Here is a 23,081-nt window from a genome sequence, read left to right on the forward strand (position 1 = left end):
AATACTTCAACGAGAAGCCGGATATACGGACGCAAACCATTTTAGTCAAAACAGCATGTTTACTCTTGCAATAATGGGGGAGACCATATACAGGCCCTAATTATGTTCCCACGAAAACGGATTGTAATGTCGCAATGCTGGCGTGGTGTTGACTCCGTTGCCATTCTCAGAATCTAACGTAAGCTCGGCGCGCTTTATCAGCGTTTTTTGCAGTTCAGTGCGAAACCCTTTGGTCTCTTTCCATAGCTCGTTAAGCCCTTGTGGGGTATTACCTTGTAAATCTAGCGCAAGTAGCGGACCCAGTTTGTCATAAGCGCTTTGTAATCTGAGTGCTTGCTCTTTATTGTAAGCTTCTTCTTCATCTGTCGCTTCCCAGTTAATAAACGGGGCTTTTTGCGCAGTTGTCATTGCAGGAAAGCGAGAGAAATACTGAATGTACTCCGATAAGGGAATGCTGTCAGCGCGCCCCCATATATCCATTGACGTTCTGTTTAACAATGCGCTGGTTTTAGGTTCAACCACCATTACCGTTGGTGTGGCGTAATAAATGGGGTAGTCAAATCGCTCGGTTATATTTCTTCTGTCTTCAAGTGTTCCCACATCAACAAATACGGTTTCATAATGAGCGCGTAGAATAAGGTCCATTTCCTTTGTCGCAAAACGCTCAGCTAAGCCAGTACTGTCGTGGCACCACTGAGCACCCAGTACAACCAAAAGTAATTTGCTTTGTTCCACAGCTCGCTGCTGTGCATTGACCACATCTTGATAGGGTGATGCAGACGGAGCGTAAGTGTAAGGACTTTCATTTTGAGTACTCACACAGCCATTTAACGTGGTGACAGCGGCAATTAGGACAGCAATGTTTAGGCACTGTCTAAAAAAGGGGGCTCGGCGAGTAATGAAATTTTTTTGCATACGGTTATCAAAATAGTAGTTAAATCAACAGCAATGTAGCATAAAAAGGATGCAGCGACGCACCTAAAACGCAGTAGAGTAACTTAAGCTCTGTAGGGCAAAGCCAGGCAAACTCGGGTGCCTGATGGTTTGTTCTGGGAAATATCAAACTCGCCATTTATCAACTTTGCGCGTTCTCTCATCGACAGCAGGCCGAGTGTGGGTTCGGCGTTTGCTAGTTGGGCAATATGCTCAGGGATGCCGCCGCCGTCGTCAGTAACGGTAAACACGGCACTGTGTTGCGCATAGTTGATATCAATGCTGAGCGACGTCGCATTGGCATATTTTATACTGTTTGTCACCGCTTCCTGCACAATGCGATAGATGTGTATTTTCTGGTCTGAATCGAACGGTACTGGCGTGCCGCTAACGTTAAACGAATAGTCTATGTTTGCGCGTTTGAGCGTGGTAATAATCTCTGAACGTTGAATCACGCTTTCAATGGGAAGTGTATCAATACCGGACGGACGCAATCCCCCTAAGCTTTTCTTCATTGCGTGGTATAGAGCATCTATCTTATTGAGCATCATGTCGTTGTCGCTTTCTCTGCTATCTAACGACAGTTGAAGTTTCAAATCGACTATGCGGTGACCAAAGTCGTCGTGTAAATCCCGCGATAAGCGCTTTCGTTCATCTTCTTGCACTACCACTAATTGACTGGCCAGTGCTTGAGCGCTTTGCACCGATAGTTCAAGAGCCTCGTTTTTCTTCGCAAGCTTCATATTCAACAAGGTAGATTGGTTAATTGACGCACCTAAAATGAGGCAACTTGTACATGATGCTAAGATGTAAAACTGATGCTCAATGGGAGGAAGTGCGCTCTGGCTTGCCACCACGAACGCAGTAATACCTATGAGTAAACACGAAAACGCACTGCCAACTATGGCATAGCGATACGATAAAAACAGCGCGGGGAAAACCGCTAGATATTTAACCTGATAGCTGATGTTAATTTGTTGGGAGTAGGCATAGCTGCTTAGTATCAGCAAAACCAGCCAAGCGATTGTTGTAAGGTACAGTGCTAAGTGACTCTTAGGAATAGATGGCCGTTTATATAATGCGAAGAGAAACGGACAAAGAACAACAATTCCTACAAAATCACCTAATGAAAAATCAAACAAAATAGAAAGAAAAACCTCTATGCCTGTTTGTAGTTCAATAGCCCTTCTGCCCAAAAATACCGCCCCAAGAGCAACACTTATAAGAACACCAAAAGCCAACGTGGCAAGGGTGCTGGAAACATTGTCTATATAAGGTGCGCTAAAGCGACGTCTGAATAAATAAACGCATGTACAAATTACCGCGGGTGACAGCACCAAATGGACTAAATACCAACCTATGGTTCCACTTAAAAAGGCCGTATTGTCGAGAATGCCACCGGGGTGAAATAAAATGAAGTGGGTTAATTTTTCTGCGATGAGTAGCAGTGGCCAGCTGTAAATTGGCAGTAGTAAAAACGCCGCCAGGCGAACACCAGCGGGCAAATACCAGCTCACCGTACCTGAAATAATTTCAAATTGGGTGCTGAGCAACCACACGCCGTGAAATAGCGCGGTATAACCTAATCCCATTAGTAAATAGGTAACGTTGAAATACCGCGTTAAATTCATCAATTTGCTTTGACTAGCGTATCGTCGTAGATAACGTCAGAAACGTCGAGGTACCCAGTTTCTAACGCAATTCTAAGTAAACCAAATTGGGAGGTTACATTAAGTTTCTTGTAAATATTAGTTCTGTGAACCATCACTGTTTTCGGGGCAGTGTCTATGTAGTAGGCAATCTGTTTTGGCTGAAATCCTTTTGCTAACAGTAAGAAAATTTCCTTTTCCCTTTCAGTAAGGATAGAGGTTAGCTGTTTATCACCGAAAGCTAACTTTTTACTAATATCTGTGCTTAGATAATTCTCGTCTTTTTCTAGAGCTTCCAACGCGTCCATTAACTCTTTGGTGGCAGCATTCTTTGTAACGTAGCCATCGGCGCCGAGTTCAAGCGCTTTACTGATATAGCCAACATGATCATACATGCTCAGCATTAAGCACTTTATAAACGGCGCGTCTTTCTTGATTTTTATTAGCGTGTCGAAACCACTTTCCTGTGCTAGTGAGATATCTAGAATGGCAACGTCAATATCGTCTAACGTAGCGAAGGAGGGAAGAGCATCCAGAGAGCTTACTGCGTAGGAAACATGCCAGCCATACTCTTGCTCGATAAGTGTTTTAATGCCATCCCTTACAATTTCGTGATCGTCAATAATGAGTATGTGCATGAAAAAATGCTTATTATTTCTTAATGCATCAAGTGTACGTTGTATTTGGCTTATAGTGAATAAGCCGATGGCTTAGACTGGTGCTCTCTTTAATTCTCAGAATAAAAAAAGCCGGCCTATCCTTGGCCGGCAATTGCTTAACTCTTAACTGTTCAGCGTATCATTCGCCAACTGTCACGAAGAGCGCGTCAGCGATACGCAAACTACATTAAAGGTTTACAGACACTGGTGCAGAGCATGCAGAGGTTTCATCACAAACCATATAAGTATACTCACCAGGTTGAACGCCTCTGCTTCTGTCGCGATAACGTCCAGTGTTGCTTACTTCTTCAAGTAGCTCACCGTTGCGATAAATCATTACAGTATCGGCCATCGAGCCACTATATGATAAATCTACGCGTAACGAACCGAATCGAGACAGCATAGCGCGGTCAATCTCGGCAACAATGGTGCTATCTGAAACTGATACGGTTTCTGTTGATACGCCAGTTTGACCTTCAGAGTCGGTAACCGTAAGGGTTACGTCATAGGCGCCAGTGCTCGCGTAAACATGCGTTGGGTTCTCTTCCGTTGAAGTAGAGCCATCGCCAAAGTCCCAGCTATAGCTGACAATGTCGTCATTAACGTCGTTACTGTTATTAGTAAAGCTTACTGATAAGCCTGAAGCGTCATAGGTAAACGCAGAGTTAGGCGGTGTTGGACCTACTTCACCAATACCGGTCACCACAAGGCTCCATGTGTTTACAGTGCCGTTGTCACCGTTGAACGTATCAAGCACGTTCAAGGTCCAATCGCCTGTTGCTACTTCGCCGTTGAAGGCATCAGAGTTATAGCTCTCAACGATATCATCTGTACCGCCACCTTGGTTCTGACGAAGAACGGTGGTTGTACCCTGAGGAGAAGTCAGTGATAGTACGAGGTCACCGCTATAGGTGTGTGTGATATCTACCGACGCCTGCATACCGAATACTGTTAAGTCGTCAGGAACGTTAATCACTAGGTCAACGCCAACATCGTCAGGATCTTCTTCATTCGGTAACGTAGGTACTGCATCACCAGAATACGCGTAAGGGAATTCGTTTAGCCCTTGAGGGTAAACATAAAGGTTCGCTGATTTAGATTTCTCAATATCACCGCTTACACCGTTAACCGTAAAGCTGTACGGACCCCAAGGCGTTTCCTCAGATGTCTCTACGGTCAGTGTTACTGTATCGCCAGGCATTGCCGAGCTTGCACTTAAAGACGCGATATCACTTGGCTCAGCAAGCGATAGCTGTACTTCTTCTTCGTAGCCAGCAATTGAACCAACTTCAATAGTGAAGGTGTAGGTCTCACCCGCTTCTATTTCAGCTGAACCAGGTGTAATGCCCAGTTTAAAACCTGGAGTAGGATCAGCTTCTTCAAGTGCATTAAGTACATTTAGGCGGTTGCCAGACACGGTGCGACCATCAGCCCATAGGCTAGTTTCACCTGTAGACATTAACAGCTCTTTCATTTCAGATGGCGTAAGTTCTGGGTTTAGCGACCACACAAGTGCTGCTGCACCCGTAACATGTGGCGTTGCCATTGATGTGCCCGAGTATGTCGCATAGCCGTCACCTGGTATTGTAGATAGGATAGCTGTACCCGGCGCCGCGATGTCTACAGTTTCAATACCGTATGAGAAGCCGCTGTCTCCGTCAGTACGAGTGTGGCTAGCAACTGCAACCAGACTGTTTGTTGTAGTGACATAGTTAGACGGGTAGTTATCTACGTTGTCGTTGTTTGAACCAGAGTTACCTGCCGCAGCAACAAACAAAATACCCGCTTGGCCAGCTTCTTCAATAGCGGTTTCTAGCGCTTCACTATAGCCGCCGCCACCCCAGCTGTTGTTGGTAGCCTTAATATTGATGCCACGGTTCTCTTTAAGGTCGGTGAAGTAATCGATACATTCAATAGCGCCAGCGGTTGAACCCGTTCCATCTGCTCCAAGGAATTTACAGCCAGCGATTGACACGTCATGGTTTACACCAACTACACCGATGCCATTACCGCCCACAGCACCAATGGTGCCTGCTACGTGTGTACCGTGAGAGTCGTCGTCCATTGGGTCGGTATCACCGTTTGCGGTATCGATACCGTAAACATCGTCAATATAGCCGTTGCCATCATCATCAATACCGTTTCCAGCGATTTCACCTGGGTTAATCCATGCGTTATCTGCAAGGTCTTCATGATTGTAGTCAACACCCGTATCGATAACGCCGATGACCACATCGCTATCACCGGTTGTAATATCCCATGCTTCTGGTGCGTCAATATCCACATCTGCAGTACCGCCGGCTTGACCTGTGTTATTCAAACCCCATAGGTCACCATAAGAAGGATCGTTAGGTACCAGGGCTTTGCGGTACAAGAAGTTTGGCTCGGCGATTTTAACCGCAGGATTTTTCTTTAAGATTTCTATGGCGTCTTTTACAGACTTGCCACGAAGTTCCAGTTTGGCAATGCGACCATTTAAAAGGTTAGAGAAGCGATCATCTACTTCATCACGGTTTGCGTCACTAATTCGTGCACGTACCGAAGAGCGAGCGCGCATCTTTTCCGCTTTGCTTACATTTTCTTTGTACACAACGATAACGCTATCGTCGAAAATTTCGGCTTTTGCGGCGTGTGCATGACTAGATACCATTAGCGGTAGAAGGGCTAATGAAAGTGCTGAAAGGCCTGTTTTAAAAGGCTTTGTTTTCATAATTAGATTCCATAATTAGCAATAATGCTTTAATCACAGAACCTTCTCGTTCGGTCTGATATAACTAACGGTTAAAACTTATAACGCAAATTTAAAAACCTGCCACCCCTAACAGTAAAATTTACTCAAAAATACTACTTAAACACTAGGGGAAAGTGAAAAGAGAAGCCTAAAGTGGTACTTAATTACTATGATTTTTGACATGTAGTTAAGGTCTTTATGTCTCAGAGTCTCGCTATAGCAATACCCATTAAGAGACCCTACAAAAACTAGGTGGTCTTACCAATAATTACTTGGTGCGTGAGTTTTCGTCAAATCTAGCACTATGGTATTACCCATTATAAATAACTTGTTGATTTACCGTGTGCTAACTGTATTTGACCTGTAATAAATACAACTTATTGGTGATGGATTATTGCCGTCTTAAAGAGTGTTATAGAGGGGTCACCTTTGTTGTTAATCAAGGAAACAGTCGTTCGCATGGACAAGAAGTTAAAGGTTAAAAAGAGCCAGTCTGCTTATAACGCTAAGGCATGCAGAGCCGTTGCGTTGGCAGCCATAACGGGGTGCAGTCTTCTAGCCGTAAATCTTCCTGTTTATGCGCAACAGTCCGACTTATCAACAAGCTCAGACATGGTGGAATCTTCTCTTTCAATGAGTCTGAATGCTCAAGCTATAACGATAGACGATGAAACGGTCTTCATCGCTGTTAGTCAGTTTGGGTTAAATAACATAACTAACATTATCCAAAGCGGCAACGGCGCTAACCTATCGAATGTTGTTCAAAACGGCAGTAATAACGAGGCTCTTATCACTCAGTTGGGTGAGGGGAACGTCGTTAATTTATTGCAGCAAAACAACAATAACTATTTCGAGATTATACAAGATGGGTTCGACAATGTAGCCAATGTTAATCAATTGGGTGAACAGTCTTTTACTGTTTACCAGATAGGGAATGAAATGGTGATTAACATCACACAATATCAAGAATGATGTGATTACCATAGGGAGACAAATGTGAAAATGAAAAAAACAAAAATAGCGAGTGCATTGCTTTTAGTAGCAGCGACAGGGTGGGCATCAGCTCAGGAAGTTCCAGCGAGTAAGACAGTTGATTTCAGTGCTTCCGCAGATTTTATTGCTGCAGATGAAGGCAATGAAATTACGCTAATCCAAACGGCACCAGAGGGAAATGAGGTAGGTAATGAATCTATTTTAAGTCAGGAAGGTGACTTAAATGCAATCTTTGTAGAAATAACGGGTGACGCAAACGAAGTACTTGCTTCACAAATGCAGTCAGGTAATACCTTCTTTGCTAGTGTCACAGGTAACGGCAACTTCTTAGAATCTGAGCAAGATAGTTTAAATAGTACAGCCGATGTGGTTGTCGAAGGGGACGATAACACGGTTTCACTTGTTCAATTAGGTGATGGCGGCCCTATCGGTTTTATTTTTAATCGCTCAATAAACAGCATTTCTGGCAGTGGAAACACGTTGTCAGTGTATCAGGGCGATGGTGGTAACTGGGCTAATAATGCCATTGCGGGTAACGACAATACCGTGTTTGTTGATCAAAGTGGTGACTGGCACGAATCGTATGTCCGCGAGCTAAGCGGTGATGCAAACGTCATCGATGTTATTCAGGACGGCTATTACAACGTGTCTGATTTAACCGTTATCGGCTCAGAAAACGAAGTTGAAATTGACCAAGATGGCGACCGGAACGCTGTGGGTTGGAGTATGGTTGGCGACGGTAATGTGCTAGGGTTTGAACAAGATGGTGATGGCAACGAGATTACCACAGGAGTATTTGAAGGCTCTGGCAATGAAGTTAATATCGATCAAATCGGTGATGTTAACTTAGCTACCGTAGAAACTATCGGCGGACAAGCGAATACGTTCGAAATTAACCAAGTGGGCGAAGGCAACACGGCTTATGCTGGCGTAATTGGCTTATTGAACGAATTTGATTTAACTCAAGTAGGTGATGCCAACGAAATCAGCACAGTTAATTTCGATGGCCTGTTTAACACCGTCGAAATTGAGCAAGATGGCGATGCCAACTTGGCGTTAGCGCAAGCTGGTATTGGTGATGCAACTTACTACGCTGATGGCAACATCATTGAAATGTCTCAAGAAGGTGTTGAAAATACAGCATCAGTTGAGTTGGCAAGCGACGTTACATCAAGCTACAACGAAATTATGGTTTCGCAAACAGGCGAGCTTAACTTACTAGACCTACTGGTTAACGGTGACGACAATATTGTTAGTGTTATGCAAGAAGGAGTAGGAAACTGGGTAACGGACGACGCGGGTGGTCAGTTCGTTATTTCTGGTGATATGAATACATTTGAAGTTACGCAAATGGGTAACGATAATTTAGTTACAGGTAGTATCACTGGCAACGGCGGCACAGTAAGTGTTACGCAGGTTGGTGACTACAACGTAGCTACCGTTGTTCAGATGTAAACCTACAGATGTAAAAGTGAGTAGCCGGGCATTTGCCCGGCTATATTCAGTTAAATGAAGTACTTGTATTGTTTCTCTTTTATCACACTGCTTTTTAGTGTGTTCTTTTCTCCGATTCACGCAGAAGAAATTCGGCTAGGCGGACTGCTGCTCGATAACAGTATTAGCCGCCAAGGCCACGAATTTGCCTCTCGCATTAGCCAATACTGGCGAGAAGTCCCAGACAGTTCGGGTAAGAACCTTGTTGTTAAAGAAATTATTGTGCCACAAGCGGGTACTCTTCTTTCGGTGATTTACGACAATAGAGTGGTTTATCAAACGTACATGGGGCGCAGACAAGTACCATTAGATGAAAAAGTACAGCAAGCCATCATGTTAGTTTTAGACGCGGTGGCAAACGCGAGTGTAGACAGTAGAAGCCCAGATTTAGCAGGGGACGAATGGTAATGAAAAAAGGGATATTGATAGCAGCCTTAATCGCGACTGGCTCGTGGACTTCAGCTAGTGTGAAAGCAACAGAGTTGGTGTATGAACCGATCAACCCATCATTCGGTGGTAATCCACTTAACGGATCATTTTTATTAAGTAAGGCGAATTCACAAAACGCTCATACAGCGCCTTACAGCGAGCGCTCCTATGACGAACGCCTTCAAGAATCACTCGAACGCGCCTATATCAATCGTATAGTCCGCGAAATCACAGACATCGCATTTGGCGAACAAGAATATGATGAAGATGGAAACCCGATAGATAGCATATTCAATCAGGATAGTATTTTTGTTAGTGGTGACTTTCAGGTAGAACTAATAACGAGTAATCCTGACAGCATTGTTGTGAACATTACTAACTTACTGACAGGTGAGGTTACTGTCGTTGAAATTCCACGGTTTGGGTAGGGAAACACATGAGAAGTACCGTTTTTTTAATAGTGGCCATGGCGCTTGCAGGATGCCAGTCCATCACTAATACGCTGCCGCCTGATACAACGGCCGCTGATGTAATTAAAGACAGTGCCACATTGTCTGAAGTAAAAAGCTTGCCAGCGCCTATGGGACAAATTCCGGTTTCTGTATATGCGTTTAGAGACCAGACCGGGCAATATAAACCTAGCACTGGGGCAAGTTCGTTTTCTACTGCGGTGACTCAAGGCGCAACCTCTATTCTTGTTCAGACCTTAAGCGAGACATCGTGGTTTTTACCTGTGGAGCGTGAAGGGCTGCAGAACATTCTTACCGAACGCAAAATAATTAGAGCCGACGAAAGCAGCGGAGGCGATTTGCCGCCACTCACGACAGCTAGAATTATTATAGAAGGTGGGATAATTAGCTACGATACCAACATTCGTACCGGCGGCGCTGGCGTAGAGTACTTTGGCATTGGAGCGAGTGAGCTGTTTAGGGAAGATCAAATTTCCATTTACATGCGTGCAGTTGACGTGAGAACAGGTCAAGTACTGGTGTCGGTTTCAACCTCTAAGAAGGTACTAAGCCAGGAGGTGAGAGCAGGCCTGTTTAGGTATGTTTCGCTTAAGCGCCTGCTTGAAGCAGAAACGGGCTACACTACTAATGAACCCATGTTCGAGTGCGTTAAACAAAGCATAGAAAAAGCGGTGACTGAGTTGGTGTTACAAGGAATGGAGAAAGGCGTATGGCGCGCAAAAGCGTAAGCGCCATACGCAATTAAATTTAATGGATTATCAGTTTAGATGCTTACTTGTTGTGGTTGGCTAAACTGATGATCGAACCACTTTATAAGCTCAACGCGATTTCGGCAGTCCGTTTTCCTAAATATGCTGTAAACGTGAGTTTTCACCGTATTTACGCTGATGTGTAAGCAGTCTGCAATCTCCTGATTTTGGGCACCATCTGCAATTTTGCGTGTGATGGCCAACTCCCTCTTGGTCAGCACAGTATGTGACGATTGAAGTGCAGCAACGGGTTTTGCTTTAGACACTAAATTGGCATCAATATAGCGACTCATAATCTCGCGACTGAACCATTTGTTGCCCGCCTGAACTTGTTGAACACCGCGAACCAGAAGTTCTAAGCTATCTTCAATATGGAAAATACCATTAATACCATGTTGCAGTGCCGCATAATGAAAATCGACGTCAGACTCTGGCACGTTGAAAATGACTTTGTTCAACTCTGGGTTATCGTTGACTACAGGCAAGTTGAGCATAGCGGCAGAGTCACAATACTGCGCATCGATAAAGAAGGTATAGGTGTTATTAAGCACGCTTCGAGGTGGATGAATCGCACCGGTTGTGACGACAAATCCACATGACGGCAAAATACTTAGGAATCGTTCGTAAGCCCCATCCCTTCTAGTATTTTCTGAAAAACTTTTTCTTGTTAAAACGAACGCTTGATGTGACATGAAAGCTCCTTTTCGTGTCTATCAACCTTACGAACTATACATTGGCTTTACAATACTCCTCTGGTCTAACTTGCTCCTCCAAAGCGTAACAAAATGTAACAGTGAAAAATGCCTGTAAGTTTTGCTTAAATGCTAGAGCCTCTAAGTGTTCAACGAATTAAATATAAGTAAATTATCTCGATAAAAGCGGCTTGCCCCCTTTGTTAATAATGGTGTTAGTGTATAGTTCAACACCAAGTCATTCCTTCCATTATTTCAATACACAGAGAGAACCATGACCGTAAACGTTGACACTCAGTCTTTGATTGCATCAATGCGCGATGTAGTAGGGCAGGCCTATTTGTTAACTGATAAAGCGAAGAAGCAGCCTTACACTAAAGGGTTTCGTTTTGGTGCGGGCGAAGCGCTTGCGGTAGTGCGCCCAGGAACGCTTGTCGAAATTTGGCGCGTGCTTAAGCTGTGTGTTGAAGCCGACGTTGCGGTTATTATGCAGGCGGCCAATACAGGGTTGACGGGTGGCTCTACGCCAGATGGTAAAGATTACGACAGGCCTCTCGTTATTATCAGTACTATGCGTATTGATGATATTCAGTTAGTCGACAATGGAAAGCAGATCGTTGGCTTGGCTGGGAGTACCTTGTTTGGATTGGAAGAGACGCTTGCGCCTTATGGTCGCGAACCTCACTCTGTGATTGGTTCTTCATGTATTGGCGCATCGATCGTGGGGGGAATATGTAACAATTCAGGTGGTGCTTTGGTCAAGCGAGGCCCTGCCTATACTGAACTAGCGCTTTTTGCCCAAATCGACGCTAATGGCAATCTATCTTTGGTAAACAATCTGGGGATTAACCTAGGTAGTGAGCCAGAAGAAATTCTGAATAATCTTGAGAACAAACGTTACAAAGAAGCTGACGTTAAGCACCCTGACGCTCGTGCATCAGACAACGAGTATGATGAACGAGTTCGAGACGTTGATTCAGACACACCTTCGCGCTTCAACAATGACGGCAGAAGACTTCATGAAGCTTCAGGCTGTGCGGGCAAGCTTGCCGTGTTCGCAGTGAGGCTAGACACCTTTCCTATTCCTGAGAAGAAGCAGGTATTTTATGTGGGGTCTAATGACGCCGCCGTGTTTACCAAAGTGCGTCGCGATATTCTTTCTACCTTTAAGAACTTGCCTGACTCGGGTGAGTACCTTCACCGCGATTGCTACGACGTATCCAAGAAATACGGTAAAGATATGTTTATCGTTATCAGCAAGCTTGGCGCCAAATTTATTCCTAAGCTGTTTGCATTTAAGCGCAAATTTGACGCATTTACTGACAAGCTGGGCTTCTTACCCAACAAAATGTCAGATCGCGTTATGCAGTATATGAGCTACGTTTTTCCTAACCACTTGCCTAAGCGAATGGAAGAGTACAGAGACAAGTATCAGCATCATTGGATATTGGAGATGAGCAACGACGGGGTAGATGAGGCCAAAGCCTACCTTGATGCTTTCTTTAAAACCAATGAAGGTAGTTATTTTGAGTGTACAGAAGAAGAAGCTGACAAGGCTATTTTGCATCGCTTTGTTGCTGGTGGCGCGATAGGTCGTTACCACGTTATGAACAGCAAAGACGTGGGCGCTATGATGACCATCGATGTTGCACTTCGCCGAAACGATCCTGACTGGTTTGAAGTGTTGCCTAAAGAAATAGACGACCAGATAGACACGAAACTGTATTACGGCCATTTATTCTGCCACGTAATGCACCAGAATTACGTGTTGAAAAAAGGGGCGGATGCCAAATTGTTAAAGGGTAAAATTCTGGAAACTTTTGATGCGAGAAGCGCTGAATATCCAGCAGAGCACAATGTGGGACACGAGTACTTTGCAAAAGATGCGCTGAAAAACTTTTACCGAGAATTAGACCCCACCAATAGTTTTAACCCGGGAATAGGCAAAACCACCAAACTTAAAAACTGGGCTGAGCATGATGGAAGTTGTTGTGGTGGGCATCATTAAGCGCAAATAACACTTCCAGCCACTTGTGCATTGATAAAAGAGCCGTAAAAAATGCAGTGACCCCCATTAGTTGGACTATACAATTACTGGGGGTCTTTTTAGTGGCCTTGGTGCCAGCGATACTAAAAAGCGAGAGAGTCGAGGTTAAGTTCACTGACTGATTTTGCACCGCATAGTGTCATCGCTACGTGCATTTCCTGTTTGTACAGATCGAGTAAGTTCTCTACCCCTTGTTGGCCTTCAGCAGCAAGTGCATAAATAAAAGAGCGCCCTAGTAAAGTACAGTCGGCACCTAGTGCCAGCATTCTCACCACGTCCAAGCCGTTACGAATACCTGAGTCTACGAAAATACTTAGATCGCCTTTCACCGCGCTAGCAATCGCTGGAAGAGCCTTAGCGGTAGAAAGCACGCCATCTAGCTGACGACCGCCGTGATTGGATACTACAATGCCTTCTGCGCCAAAACTCAGCGCATCTTTGGCATCTTGTTCAGTTAAAATGCCTTTGATAATCATTGGGCCGTCCCAAAACTCTCTGATCCATTCTAAGTCTTTCCAACTGATAGACGGATCGAAATTAGCGCCCAACCAGCCAATATAGTCTTCCAACTGGGTCGGTTCGCCACGATAAGTAGAAATATTGCCAAGATCATGAGGCTTACCGAACACGCCTACATCAAATGCCCAACGAGGATGAGTCATCGCTTGCAGTACGCGACGGCTTGCAGCAAATGGCCCACTCATACCGGAGTGTTTATCGCGATAGCGAGCCCCTGGTACAGGCATATCTACGGTAAAGACCAACGTTGTTACACCCGCTGCTTTGGCGCGCTCCAGAACATTCTTCATAAAGCCGCGATCGCGAAGCACATAGAGTTGAAACCACATTGGACGTTCAATGGCTGGTGCGACTTCTTCAATAGGACATACTGACACCGTCGACATGGTAAATGGGATGCCTTTGTTTGCTGCCGCTTTAGCGGCTTGCACTTCGCCACGTCTCGCATACATTCCGGTTAATCCCACGGGAGCAAGGGCAATAGGTAAAGCCAATTCTTCACCAAAGACCGTTGTGGAAAGGTCAAGCGACGACATATTTCTCAGCACTTGCTGCTTTAATGCTATGTCAGCCAAGTCAGCTTCATTGCGTTTAAGTGTATGCTCTCGATAGGCACCACCATCAATGTAGTGAAATAGGAACGGCGGTAATATTTTTTGCGCAGCGCGTCGATAATCAGTCGGCGATGAAATAATCATGTCTTTAATCGATTGTAATTAACTTGATAAAAATATAACGTTTCTCGCCTTAGGGATATACGGCAACAATGAAATTTATCTTTTCCAAAAGTGAAGTAATAACGTGAGAGCAGACGATTTAATTCTCTTTGCACAAATTGCGGAGATGGGCAGTTTTAGCAAAGTAGCAGAGGCGAACAACATTACCAACTCGGTAGTCAGTAAGCGAATAGCAAAGCTTGAAAAAGAGCTGGGAACGCAGCTTTTGTATCGCACTACTCGCAAACTCACGCTTACCGAAGCGGGTCAAGCTTTGAAGCAAGGCGCCATGAATGTAAAGGCGTCCACGCAAGAAGCTATCGACACAATTTCTGGATACAGTGAACAAATATCCGGACACATTAAAATGTCGGTTCCAACGATTTCGGGCGATTTACTGTTAGCCGATGCGGTAGCTGAGTTTTGTACACTTCATCCAGGGCTAAGCGTTGATATGTCTCTAGATAATCGATTTGTAAATCTAGTCGAGGAAGGGTTTGATCTTGTTATTCGAACGGGATATTTGGAAGACTCAAGTCTGATTGCGCGGCACTTTTTAGATTCCCATTGGGTGGTTTGCACATCGCCGGATTACATTAGACGAAAAGGCAGGCCCAAAGCACCAGAGGATTTGAGCTTTCACAACTGTTTGTTGTATTCCTACCACACATCCGGCGCAAGGGAGTGGGAGTTTACGTCGTCTCAAGGCAGTTACACCATCACCGTAGATGGCGCATTTTCAAGTGACAACGCAGGGGCGCTTCGCAAAGCAGCTCTTGCTGGTAGAGGTATTGCCTACGTACCTAAATGTTTGGTATTCGAAGATTTATGTAATGGAACACTGGTCGATTTGTTTCCAGAGCGGGTAGGTAAGGTGTTAGGCGTTTATGCCGTTTATCCTTACAGCCGCCAGCCATCTCGAAAAATTAAGCTGTTAATTGAACATATCAGGCAGCGCTATTTATCTATGTCTGATTATTTTTGATACGCTAGCGGCAATCAAGCCATTTAATCTCTTGTTCCAAAGCAGGTCGTTGCCGCTTGGAGCGTCTTATTTACTTGAAATCACGGTCTGTAGCGCCAAGAAAAGAATATATCTGGGTAATTATCTGAACCAAAGCAAATCCTCACTAGTAGAAAAAAACAGCTTTTAAGTTTTCGCAGGGTTTCAACTTTCCTGTTAGTGAAAAGGGATTTGCTATGAAAGGCCAAGTAAACAACTCCACCATTCTTCTTCCTGTATTTCTCCCCGCCGTCGTCATTATTTTGCTTCTGGTGATCGGAACCATCAGCGACCCCGAACTTGCCGGTGAGGCCTTCGACAGTACATTGGCATGGATTACAGAAACCTTTGGTTGGTTTTACATGTTGTCGGTCGCTATTTTTTTGGTATTCATTGTATCGGTAGCATCATCTAGCTGGGGAAACATAAAGTTGGGGCCCGATCATGCAGAGCCTCAATATAGCTTTCCCGAATGGTTTTCTATGTTGTTCTCAGCAGGCTACGGCGTAGCGCTGCTCTACTTTGGCGTAGCAGAGCCTGTTCTACACTATTCTTCACCGCCTGCAGGAGCAGCTGAAACTGTTGATGCGGCGAAACAAGCCATGCAAATCGCATTTTTTCATTGGGGTTTTCACATCTGGGCGATCTACGGGCTAGTCGGTTTGGTTCTTGCCTATTTTGCTTTTCGACATGGCTTGCCCTTGTCTATACGTTCAGCTTTGTATCCACTGATAGGGGATAAAATTTATGGCCCTATAGGTCACGCGGTAGATGTATTTGCCATTCTCGGTACACTATTTGGTATCGCCACTACGCTCGGGCTATCCGTTACACAGATTAATGCAGGGCTTAACTATCTTTCCGGCGATATCCCCATTGATATCATGGTGCAGGTAGGCACCATTGCGATCGTAACCATTGCCGCAACAATATCGGTTGTCGCGGGCATGGATAAGGGCATTAAAAGGCTATCAATTCTTAATATGGTTCTGGCTGTATCGCTTATGAGTATCGTTTTTATCTTCGGAGAAACGGTACATATTTTAGAAACCTTTTTACAGAACACGGGAAGTTATATCAACGGCATCATTGAGCGCACCTTTAATCTTCAGGCCTATAGTCGTAGCGATTGGATTGGGAACTGGACGCTGTTTATTTTTGGCTGGACCATCGCTTGGGCGCCGTTTGTAGGCATGTTTATCGCCAAAATAAGTCGAGGCAGAACCATTAGGCAGTTTGTTTTTGGTGTAATGCTTGTACCTACCATGTTCACCTTCCTTTGGTTTTCCGTGTTTGGCGACACCGCGCTAAATGCCATTATGAACCAAGGTGTTACTACACTCATTAGCGATGTGCAGGAAAACGAAGCTGTTGCCTTATTTAAGCTCTATGACTTGCTACCTGGCGCGTCAATCATGTCAGGCTTGACCGTGTTATTGATCATCACGTTCTTCGTGACGTCATCAGATTCTGGGTCGCTGGTTATCGATTCTCTTGCTTCTGGTGGTAAAGAAGAAAGCCCGGTTTGGCAGCGTATCTTTTGGGCGTGTCTGGAAGGAACCGTTGCTGCAGTGTTGCTGTTGGCTGGCGGGCTGAATGCCCTGCAAACGATGACCATTGCGAGCGCCTTACCATTCGCCTTCATTATGCTAGCGTCTGCAGCAGGTCTATGGCGTGCGCTAGTCATTGAAGGCTACCGAAACAACAGTTTGAAGGCGAATACGCTTAATAGAAACCACGGTCGCTCGACTAGCCTAAAAGGCCGACTGGCAGCAATGGTAGATTACCCAAGCCGAAATGAGGTGCATGAGTTTATTGATAAAACTGTGATTGCAGCGATGAAAGACGTACAGGCTGCTTTGAAAGCGCGAGAGTGGGAGGCGTTTGTTAAGCTTGATGAGGAAACGGGAAGGGCCACCTTCACTGTTGAGCGTCACGATCACATGGACTTTATCTACGATATTCGTATGACTGAATATTTAGTGCCAGGGTTTAGCTACGCAGAGCTGCGTTCAGAAGAAGACGAGTCGGAAAAATATTTTCGCGCTGAAGTGTTCCTTCGCCGCGGAGGGCAAGCTTACGATATTTACGGATATGACAAAGAGAGTATTACTAAGGACATCTTAGATCAGTTCGAAAGTTATCTGCACTTCCTCGATACCAGCCCAGGCGAACTGCCTTGGGAAATGGATGCGTATGATGACATGTTGACGCAGCCTAAAGAGTAAACAATCCGCAGGGGGTTAGGTAGAAGGGAAAGCAAGGCTGCTTTCCCTTATTTATCCCCTAATTAATTACTTACTTAGAAGTAGTTAGCAATTTGGTTAATAACCGCATTTACTGCGCGGTAAGCATTAGATTCGTTTTCAACGCCACAGGCTTGGCCATTACAGCCTGACCAGTAAGGGTCAGAGAAATAGTCTAGCTGGGTGGCACTACCGAACGCCTGAGGATAGGCCATGATAGTTGAGAAGTTATTATCAACGCCGTGACCGATACCATCATCATATACACCGCCTACTGAACCTTGGCGAACAGAGTGGCCTAAGCCCATGTTGTGACCGAGTTCATGAACAAATGTGGACAGACCGCAATCAACGGCGCTGATGCTGTACATGCGGCTTTGCGAGCTAGAGTACAGTGTACCGTTGTTGCCTTGACCTACCCAGCCAATGCCGCACACGTAACCCACTAGCTGACCGCCTTCATAAATGTTTTCACGATTACCTAAAAGCACAACCATGTCTGCGCCGTTTGAAGATCGTGCGTTTTGCACACCACTGCTATCAGTTAACAAGTCTAGCGCACTTTCGGTAGGTTGAAGGTCGCTAGATGTAGCAGCAGAAGACTGAGCGCCTACTAAACGCAACTGTAGATCTACCGCATTATTTTGATAAACACGGTTGGCGTGTGAGATGTATTGGTTAATTTTAGTGTCGATATTAGACACATTATTTGCAGCAGGTTGGGTGTAAAGCACCATTACATCGATGGTGGCTGCTGTTACTGATGTTGCACAAAGCAGTGAAACTGCCATTGCCGTTAAACACTTAAATGTGTGTTTCATTTTTATTTCCTTCTTGTTGTTTTATTTGAGCTTGTTGAATTTCCTGTGAAGCTCAACAGGCACTAGGGGATTAGTTTTGGCCGAGATCGAAGACTTCTTCAGCGTTGTCGTCGCTAAGCGGGCGTTCGCTGTCGGGTTCACGTTCGATGTGGTTTTGCATCATTGAAGACTTTGGTGCGATCCACGCGTATTTATCATTGCCCTCAAGCACAAACACGTCGCGAGGCGTGGCTAAGTTTCCGTAGGTGGCGTTTTCGCCAAGCGTTATAACGGCGGCGTAGAGAGAGCCTGCACCTGGGATGTGGGCCTCTACGGTACGATCGCCGTTTGGGTGAGTGATAACGTGGTCAACTTCACCGGTGTAACTGCCACCAAACTGTGGGATGTATAAATCGAGATACTCGCCAACTTCTACCGTCATTAATTCTTCACGATCAAGCTCAATGTAAGCTTCATCGGTTACGTCAGCGGGAATATAGCCTTCTGCTTCAAGTACCTTTTTGCCATCTTCTGATGTTGTCCAGACGATGGTGTCTTTCTCTGATTTACCGTTAGTAGTAGTTGTAGCCTGAGCTTTTAGCTCGGCTTCATTTTTGGGTTTGAAGTTATCGACACCGGTCGATAACACTTTGCCGTTTCGTTGCCCTTCAATAGCGCTTTCTTTACCAACAGGTTTTGTCTCAGCATTCGCCGCTGCTACCTCTTTTTTGCCCGAGGGGGCTGTATCGATAAAGGCGAAAATACAACCAATAGCTACAATTGCCGTCGAAGCGGCAACAATACGCTTTTTCATAGTGTGTTCCTTTTATTTTTACTTACTGAATTTAGGAAATTGAACGTTAGAAATTAGCGACACTCTGTTTCTCAAAGCGCGCTCTAAGTGAGCGATAAAGAGAACCAATGTGTTTAGTGAAATTGCTTAGTGAATTAAGTAAGTCATTAAAACGTATAATATTTTCTCGGTTATAAAAGTATCGCTTTGCATAAGGGTGTATAAAATTTAGCCCTTTAATGCAGTGTAAATTTCTTAGGCTAAATACGGGACTGCAAGATGTAGACGGAACGCCGAATTGGCTCGTTTTAACTATGTGAGTGAGAACGAATAAGCCACCTAAAAATGGCTTCTGGATGATGAAAAGGGAATACCAAATAACAAAGGAATAATTCCGCTTGGTAAGGGAGCTAGCGAGGTAACAACAGCGCAAAAACAAGCGAGATAGGTAGGGAAATGATAAAAAAAGAGCGAGTAAAATTCTTTACTCGCTCAGTAAGAAGGCCACCTCTTCTGAGGGAAAGTAGCCGTCGGAGAACTGTTGGTTTTCTCTTACGCTAATCGGTTGATTATTGAAGAGAAATCCATCCCTGCATTGCCTTCTTCGCAATGCATTTCAAACCACTTTGCAGCAAGCTCACCCATAGGTACTTGCGCGTTGACGCCCTTCGCGCCCTGCATGGCCAGCCCCAAGTCTTTGAGCATAAGCGCAGAAGCGAAACCGCCAGCAAAATCGTTATCAGCAGGGCTTTGTGGCCCCACACCTTTTACAGGGCAGTAGGTGGTCATTGACCATGTCTGTCCCGAGGCATTTGACGCGATATCGAAGAACACTTGCGCATCTAAGCCTAGTTTTTGTGCCAGCTGGAAGCTTTCACACGTCGCAATCATGGTCGCGCCAAGTAACATGTTGTTACAAATCTTTGCTGCTTGTCCCGCACCATGGCCGCCCGCATGGACGATTTTTTTGCCCATTGCGCTAAGTACACCATGGGCTTTGTCAAAGGCATCAGCGTCGCCACCCACCATAAACGTGAGTGTGCCGCCTGCAGCCGCTGCAACACCACCAGAAACTGGCGCATCCAGCATTTTAAGGCCTTTTTTCTCAGCTAATTCTGACACACTCTTCGCCGTTTCTACGTCGATGGTGGAGCAATCAATAAGCAAGGTGCCTTCGCGGACAGAAGCCAAGATCTGATTTGAATAGATATCTTTTACGTGCTTGCCTGCTGGTAACATAGTAATAACGATGTCGGCCTCAGCAGCAGCTTGCTCGGTACTTTGCGCAATAGTGCAGCCTGCTTCTTTGGCTTTGGCCAGTGCCGCTTCGCTTAAGTCAAAAGCCAATACGTTGTAATCGTTCTTAACTAGGTTATCTGCCATCCCTGAGCCCATATTACCTAGGCCAATAAATGCAACTGTGGTCATAATAGTCTCCTCACTTAGCCCATGGTTGGAATAACAAAGGCGTTGTCGTTCGTATCTGAGCCATCAGGCCAGCGCTGCGTAATGGTCTTAACCTTGGTCCAGAATTTCACCCCTTCCATACCGTGCTGGTTGGTATCACCAAATGCAGAGCGCTTCCAGCCCCCAAAAGTGTGGTAAGCAACTGGCACTGGAATAGGTACATTAATCCCTACCATGCCCACGTTTACACGTTGCGCAAATTCGCGCGCCGCATGGCCGTTACGGGTGTACATAGCAACACCGTTACCGTATTGATGATCACTTGCTAAGTTAACCGCTTCGTTGAAATCTTTCGCGCGCACCATTTGCAGCACTGGACCAAAAATCTCCTCTTGGTATGAGCGCATGTCTTTGGTCACGTGGTCGAAGAACGTTGGGCCGATGAAGTAGCCTTGACTGTCGTCTGGGATCTGACTGGTTCTGCCGTCGTAAACAAGCTCAGCACCTTCTTCTATGCAAAGGTCGATATAGCCTTCAACGCGCTCTTTGTGAGCAGCAGTAACCACAGGGCCATAATGAGCGTTAGGATCTTCACTATGACTTACCATAATGTCTTTAATAGCCGGAATAAGCTTGGCTTTCAGTTTCTCAGCGGTTTCATCGCCCACTGGAACGACAACCGGTAGCGCCATACAGCGTTCACCGGCACTGCCGTATGCAGCACCAACTAAGTCGGTTACCACCTGATCTAGATCTGCATCAGGCATTACAATGCCGTGGTTTTTCGCGCCGCCCATAGCTTGAACGCGCTTACCTGCACGAGCGCCACGCTCGTACACGTAATTAGCGATATCAGAAGAGCCTACAAAGCTCACCGCCTTAATAGTTTGATGATCTAAAATACCATCAACCACTTCTTTGTTACCGTGTACAACGTTAAGTACACCTGCAGGAAGGCCTGCTTCAATCATAAGCTTTGCCAGTTCAACAGGTACTGACGGATCGCGCTCTGATGGCTTTAAAATGAACGCGTTACCGCAGGCAATTGCCACACCGAACATCCACATTGGGATCATGGCCGGGAAGTTAAATGGCGTAATACCTGCCACTACACCAAGTGCTTGGCGCATGGAGTACACATCGATTCCTGGGCCTGCGCCTTCGGTATATTCACCTTTTTGTGCATGAGGGATTCCACAGGCAAACTCGATAACTTCAAGGCCACGCTGAATATCACCTTGCGCATCAATCAACACTTTACCGTGCTCGCTTGATAATAGTGCCGCTAAGCGATCGCGGTTTGCTTCAACCAACTCTTTAAACTTGAACATAACACGAGCGCGTCGTTGAGGATTTGTTGCTGCCCACTCAACCTGTGCAGCTTGGGCTGTTTCAATTGCATAGGCCAAAGTTGAAGTGTTAGCCAAGCTTACTTCAGCCTGAACTTCACCTGTGTTGGGCGCAAATACCGACGCGGTATTTTCGCTGCTATCCTCAAAATCTTTACCTGCAATAAAGTGAACAATCTTTCTCATGACATAGCTCCTGTGATTTTTAACAATATTGAAACCTTGTGTTTGCAAAGACAATACATATACTTGCAGTATGATGCTGTAAAAATGCAGGTGTTTAAGTGAATTGGGACGACATGCGTTTGTTTCTTGGTTTGGCAAGAAATGGTCGTGTAGCTATTGCAGCTAAAGGCTTGAAGGTAGACCCTACGACATTAATTCGTCGTGTAAAAAAACTGGAGGACTCATTAAATTGCAAGTTGTTCGAGCTAACTAAAAAGGGGTATGTGCTTACCACCCATGGCAGTGAGTTAGTTACGTATATTGAAAAAGCAGAGCATTACTTTCTAGAGGCACAAAATGAATTAGGTGATGAACGCTCGCATTTGGCAGGTACGATCAGAGTGAGTGTTTCTGAAGGTTTCGGTAGCTGGTTTTTAGCGCCTTTACTACCCGATTTTAAAAAGCAGTATCCGGGGATCAGTATTGAGCTTGTGGCAACCAGCGGCTTTTTAAACCTGAACAAACGAGAAGCCGATATGGCTATCTTGTTAGAAAAGCCCAGTAAAGGCTTGCTGGTTACACAAAAATTAACTGACTATAACCTCTATCTTTATACCCACCAGTCCCTTATCAGCGACAACGAACCACAAACATTACAAGAGCTCACCGCCTTCAATTTAGTGAGTTACGTGCCCGATTTGGTTTACGCTCCTCAATTAAAGTTCATTGAAGAGACTGCTTTGTCACAGTTAAGTGCGCTTCGCAGCACCAGTATTAATGCGCAATATCAAATGCTTGTAAATGGCGCAGGGGTAGGCATTTTACCTAAATTTATGGCTGAAACTCAGCCAGGCTTAGTTCGACTCATTGAAAACGAGATTCACATTAAGCGTACATTCTGGCTGGCCACACACAAAGAAACTCATTCTCAAGCACGCTTTCAGGTATTTACAAAATGGCTTACAGATAAAGTTACGCAATACCATTCAAAATTTCTCGACTAAAAAATTAGACGTTTATCTGCTGTCTTTTGCAGGGTAAATATGTAAAAAATAGCGTAGCAGCGTCGAAAAACTCGCCACGCATTAATACAAGTGGCTGAATGTGGTCTAGGCTTTAATAAATTAGGCCGACACGTCCTAGGGCCTGTATATGGTCTCCCCCATTATTGCAAGAGTAAACATGCTGTTTTGACTAAAATGGTTTGCGTCCGTATATCCGGCTTCTCGTTGAAGTA

At 45.1% G+C, this 23,081-nt stretch carries 19 protein-coding genes; 9 read left to right on the forward strand and 10 right to left on the reverse strand.

Annotated features, from left to right (window positions below; translation table 11 throughout):
* Positions 1-96 precede the first annotated feature (96 nt).
* From MHM99_RS18535 to MHM99_RS18550, 4 genes are all read right to left on the reverse strand, one after another.
* On the reverse strand, positions 97-915 hold the full coding sequence (locus MHM99_RS18535; protein WP_049588831.1) for a thioredoxin family protein: 819 nt from the start codon (positions 913-915) through the stop codon (positions 97-99).
* Positions 916-998: 83 nt separating this feature from the next.
* Positions 999-2,564: an ATP-binding protein gene (locus tag MHM99_RS18540; protein ID WP_049588830.1), complete on the reverse strand. Its 1,566-nt coding sequence runs from the start codon at positions 2,562-2,564 to the stop codon at positions 999-1,001.
* A complete protein-coding gene (locus MHM99_RS18545; protein ID WP_049588829.1) occupies positions 2,564-3,220 on the reverse strand; it encodes a response regulator transcription factor in 657 nt (218 codons plus the stop codon). Before MHM99_RS18545 ends, MHM99_RS18540 begins: the two co-directional genes overlap by 1 nt.
* A 208-nt stretch (positions 3,221-3,428) precedes the next feature.
* Positions 3,429-5,951, reverse strand: a complete 2,523-nt coding sequence (locus MHM99_RS18550; RefSeq protein ID WP_239220279.1) for a S8 family serine peptidase — start codon at positions 5,949-5,951, stop codon at positions 3,429-3,431.
* A gap of 480 nt (positions 5,952-6,431) precedes the next feature.
* Here MHM99_RS18550 and MHM99_RS18555 point away from each other — a divergent pair, with 480 nt between their 5' ends.
* Genes MHM99_RS18555 through MHM99_RS18575 form a run of 5 tightly spaced genes read left to right on the forward strand, consistent with a single transcriptional unit; the run spans position 6,432 to position 10,086 of the window.
* Positions 6,432-6,944: a minor curlin subunit CsgB gene (locus MHM99_RS18555; RefSeq protein WP_049588827.1), complete on the forward strand. Its 513-nt coding sequence runs from the start codon at positions 6,432-6,434 to the stop codon at positions 6,942-6,944.
* Between the two features lie 30 nt (positions 6,945-6,974).
* Positions 6,975-8,420: a curlin gene (locus tag MHM99_RS18560; RefSeq protein ID WP_061487007.1), complete on the forward strand. Its 1,446-nt coding sequence runs from the start codon at positions 6,975-6,977 to the stop codon at positions 8,418-8,420.
* Between the two features lie 54 nt (positions 8,421-8,474).
* On the forward strand, positions 8,475-8,867 hold the full coding sequence (locus MHM99_RS18565; protein ID WP_049588826.1) for a CsgE family curli-type amyloid fiber assembly protein: 393 nt from the start codon (positions 8,475-8,477) through the stop codon (positions 8,865-8,867).
* Complete coding sequence (locus MHM99_RS18570; protein ID WP_014950699.1) at positions 8,867-9,316, forward strand: curli assembly protein CsgF; 450 nt, start codon at positions 8,867-8,869, stop codon at positions 9,314-9,316. Before MHM99_RS18565 ends, MHM99_RS18570 begins: the two co-directional genes overlap by 1 nt.
* A gap of 8 nt (positions 9,317-9,324) precedes the next feature.
* The gene (locus tag MHM99_RS18575; protein ID WP_014950698.1) at positions 9,325-10,086 is read left to right on the forward strand and encodes a CsgG/HfaB family protein; all 762 of its coding nucleotides are present in this window, start codon (positions 9,325-9,327) and stop codon (positions 10,084-10,086) included.
* Between the two features lie 35 nt (positions 10,087-10,121).
* Here the strand turns inward: MHM99_RS18575 and MHM99_RS18580 are convergent, their stop codons facing one another.
* The gene (locus MHM99_RS18580; RefSeq protein ID WP_014950697.1) at positions 10,122-10,799 is read right to left on the reverse strand and encodes a response regulator transcription factor; all 678 of its coding nucleotides are present in this window, start codon (positions 10,797-10,799) and stop codon (positions 10,122-10,124) included.
* Between the two features lie 274 nt (positions 10,800-11,073).
* On the opposite strand from MHM99_RS18580, the gene dld reads away from it, so the two are divergent.
* Positions 11,074-12,807, forward strand: a complete 1,734-nt coding sequence (dld, locus tag MHM99_RS18585) for a D-lactate dehydrogenase (protein ID WP_239220280.1) — start codon at positions 11,074-11,076, stop codon at positions 12,805-12,807.
* A 122-nt stretch (positions 12,808-12,929) separates the two neighbouring features.
* Here dld and lldD read toward each other — a convergent pair whose 3' ends face one another.
* Positions 12,930-14,063 carry an FMN-dependent L-lactate dehydrogenase LldD gene (gene lldD / locus MHM99_RS18590; RefSeq protein ID WP_168534202.1) on the reverse strand — a complete coding sequence of 378 codons (1,134 nt, stop codon included), beginning with the start codon at positions 14,061-14,063 and terminating at the stop codon, positions 12,930-12,932.
* 103 nt (positions 14,064-14,166) lie between these two features.
* Here lldD and MHM99_RS18595 point away from each other — a divergent pair, with 103 nt between their 5' ends.
* Both MHM99_RS18595 and MHM99_RS18600 read left to right on the forward strand, forming a co-directional pair.
* Complete coding sequence (locus MHM99_RS18595; RefSeq protein ID WP_014950694.1) at positions 14,167-15,066, forward strand: LysR family transcriptional regulator; 900 nt, start codon at positions 14,167-14,169, stop codon at positions 15,064-15,066.
* 215 nt (positions 15,067-15,281) lie between these two features.
* Positions 15,282-17,312, forward strand: coding sequence for a BCCT family transporter (locus MHM99_RS18600; protein WP_168463009.1), 2,031 nt, complete (start codon positions 15,282-15,284; stop codon positions 17,310-17,312).
* Between the two features lie 74 nt (positions 17,313-17,386).
* Here MHM99_RS18600 and MHM99_RS18605 read toward each other — a convergent pair whose 3' ends face one another.
* The 4 genes from MHM99_RS18605 to MHM99_RS18620 all read right to left on the reverse strand — a co-directional run bounded on the left by MHM99_RS18605 (position 17,387) and on the right by MHM99_RS18620 (position 21,865).
* Complete coding sequence (locus MHM99_RS18605; protein WP_110288103.1) at positions 17,387-18,151, reverse strand: zinc-dependent metalloprotease family protein; 765 nt, start codon at positions 18,149-18,151, stop codon at positions 17,387-17,389.
* Positions 18,152-18,221: 70 nt separating this feature from the next.
* Positions 18,222-18,944: a hypothetical protein gene (locus tag MHM99_RS18610; protein ID WP_239220281.1), complete on the reverse strand. Its 723-nt coding sequence runs from the start codon at positions 18,942-18,944 to the stop codon at positions 18,222-18,224.
* 531 nt (positions 18,945-19,475) lie between these two features.
* Entirely contained in the window at positions 19,476-20,351 is an 876-nt protein-coding gene (gene mmsB, locus MHM99_RS18615; protein ID WP_014950690.1) for a 3-hydroxyisobutyrate dehydrogenase, read from the reverse strand.
* A gap of 14 nt (positions 20,352-20,365) precedes the next feature.
* The gene (locus MHM99_RS18620) at positions 20,366-21,865 is read right to left on the reverse strand and encodes a CoA-acylating methylmalonate-semialdehyde dehydrogenase (RefSeq protein WP_168534452.1); all 1,500 of its coding nucleotides are present in this window, start codon (positions 21,863-21,865) and stop codon (positions 20,366-20,368) included.
* 98 nt (positions 21,866-21,963) lie between these two features.
* On the opposite strand from MHM99_RS18620, the gene MHM99_RS18625 reads away from it, so the two are divergent.
* A complete protein-coding gene (locus MHM99_RS18625; protein WP_049588822.1) occupies positions 21,964-22,848 on the forward strand; it encodes a LysR family transcriptional regulator in 885 nt (294 codons plus the stop codon).
* Positions 22,849-23,081: the final 233 nt, after the last annotated feature.

Source organism: Alteromonas sp. MmMcT2-2, assembly GCF_022348305.1.
Taxonomy (GTDB): domain Bacteria; phylum Pseudomonadota; class Gammaproteobacteria; order Enterobacterales; family Alteromonadaceae; genus Alteromonas; species Alteromonas macleodii.

What these genes read in the sequence shown, in the direction of transcription:
- MHM99_RS18605 (WP_110288103.1), bottom strand. Translation starts at nt 18,151, where the DNA reads ATGAAACACACATTTAAGTGTTTAACGGCAATGGCAGTTTCACTGCTT.
- mmsB (WP_014950690.1), bottom strand. Translation starts at nt 20,351, where the DNA reads ATGACCACAGTTGCATTTATTGGCCTAGGTAATATGGGCTCAGGGATG.
- MHM99_RS18620 (WP_168534452.1), bottom strand. Translation starts at nt 21,865, where the DNA reads ATGAGAAAGATTGTTCACTTTATTGCAGGTAAAGATTTTGAGGATAGC.
- MHM99_RS18535 (WP_049588831.1), bottom strand. Translation starts at nt 915, where the DNA reads ATGCAAAAAAATTTCATTACTCGCCGAGCCCCCTTTTTTAGACAGTGC.
- MHM99_RS18575 (WP_014950698.1), top strand. Translation starts at nt 9,325, where the DNA reads ATGAGAAGTACCGTTTTTTTAATAGTGGCCATGGCGCTTGCAGGATGC.
- MHM99_RS18610 (WP_239220281.1), bottom strand. Translation starts at nt 18,944, where the DNA reads ATGAAAAAGCGTATTGTTGCCGCTTCGACGGCAATTGTAGCTATTGGT.
- MHM99_RS18580 (WP_014950697.1), bottom strand. Translation starts at nt 10,799, where the DNA reads ATGTCACATCAAGCGTTCGTTTTAACAAGAAAAAGTTTTTCAGAAAAT.
- MHM99_RS18545 (WP_049588829.1), bottom strand. Translation starts at nt 3,220, where the DNA reads ATGCACATACTCATTATTGACGATCACGAAATTGTAAGGGATGGCATT.
- MHM99_RS18540 (WP_049588830.1), bottom strand. Translation starts at nt 2,564, where the DNA reads ATGAATTTAACGCGGTATTTCAACGTTACCTATTTACTAATGGGATTA.
- MHM99_RS18600 (WP_168463009.1), top strand. Translation starts at nt 15,282, where the DNA reads ATGAAAGGCCAAGTAAACAACTCCACCATTCTTCTTCCTGTATTTCTC.
- lldD (WP_168534202.1), bottom strand. Translation starts at nt 14,063, where the DNA reads ATGATTATTTCATCGCCGACTGATTATCGACGCGCTGCGCAAAAAATA.
- MHM99_RS18550 (WP_239220279.1), bottom strand. Translation starts at nt 5,951, where the DNA reads ATGAAAACAAAGCCTTTTAAAACAGGCCTTTCAGCACTTTCATTAGCC.
- MHM99_RS18570 (WP_014950699.1), top strand. Translation starts at nt 8,867, where the DNA reads ATGAAAAAAGGGATATTGATAGCAGCCTTAATCGCGACTGGCTCGTGG.
- MHM99_RS18565 (WP_049588826.1), top strand. Translation starts at nt 8,475, where the DNA reads ATGAAGTACTTGTATTGTTTCTCTTTTATCACACTGCTTTTTAGTGTG.
- MHM99_RS18555 (WP_049588827.1), top strand. Translation starts at nt 6,432, where the DNA reads ATGGACAAGAAGTTAAAGGTTAAAAAGAGCCAGTCTGCTTATAACGCT.
- dld (WP_239220280.1), top strand. Translation starts at nt 11,074, where the DNA reads ATGACCGTAAACGTTGACACTCAGTCTTTGATTGCATCAATGCGCGAT.
- MHM99_RS18560 (WP_061487007.1), top strand. Translation starts at nt 6,975, where the DNA reads ATGAAAAAAACAAAAATAGCGAGTGCATTGCTTTTAGTAGCAGCGACA.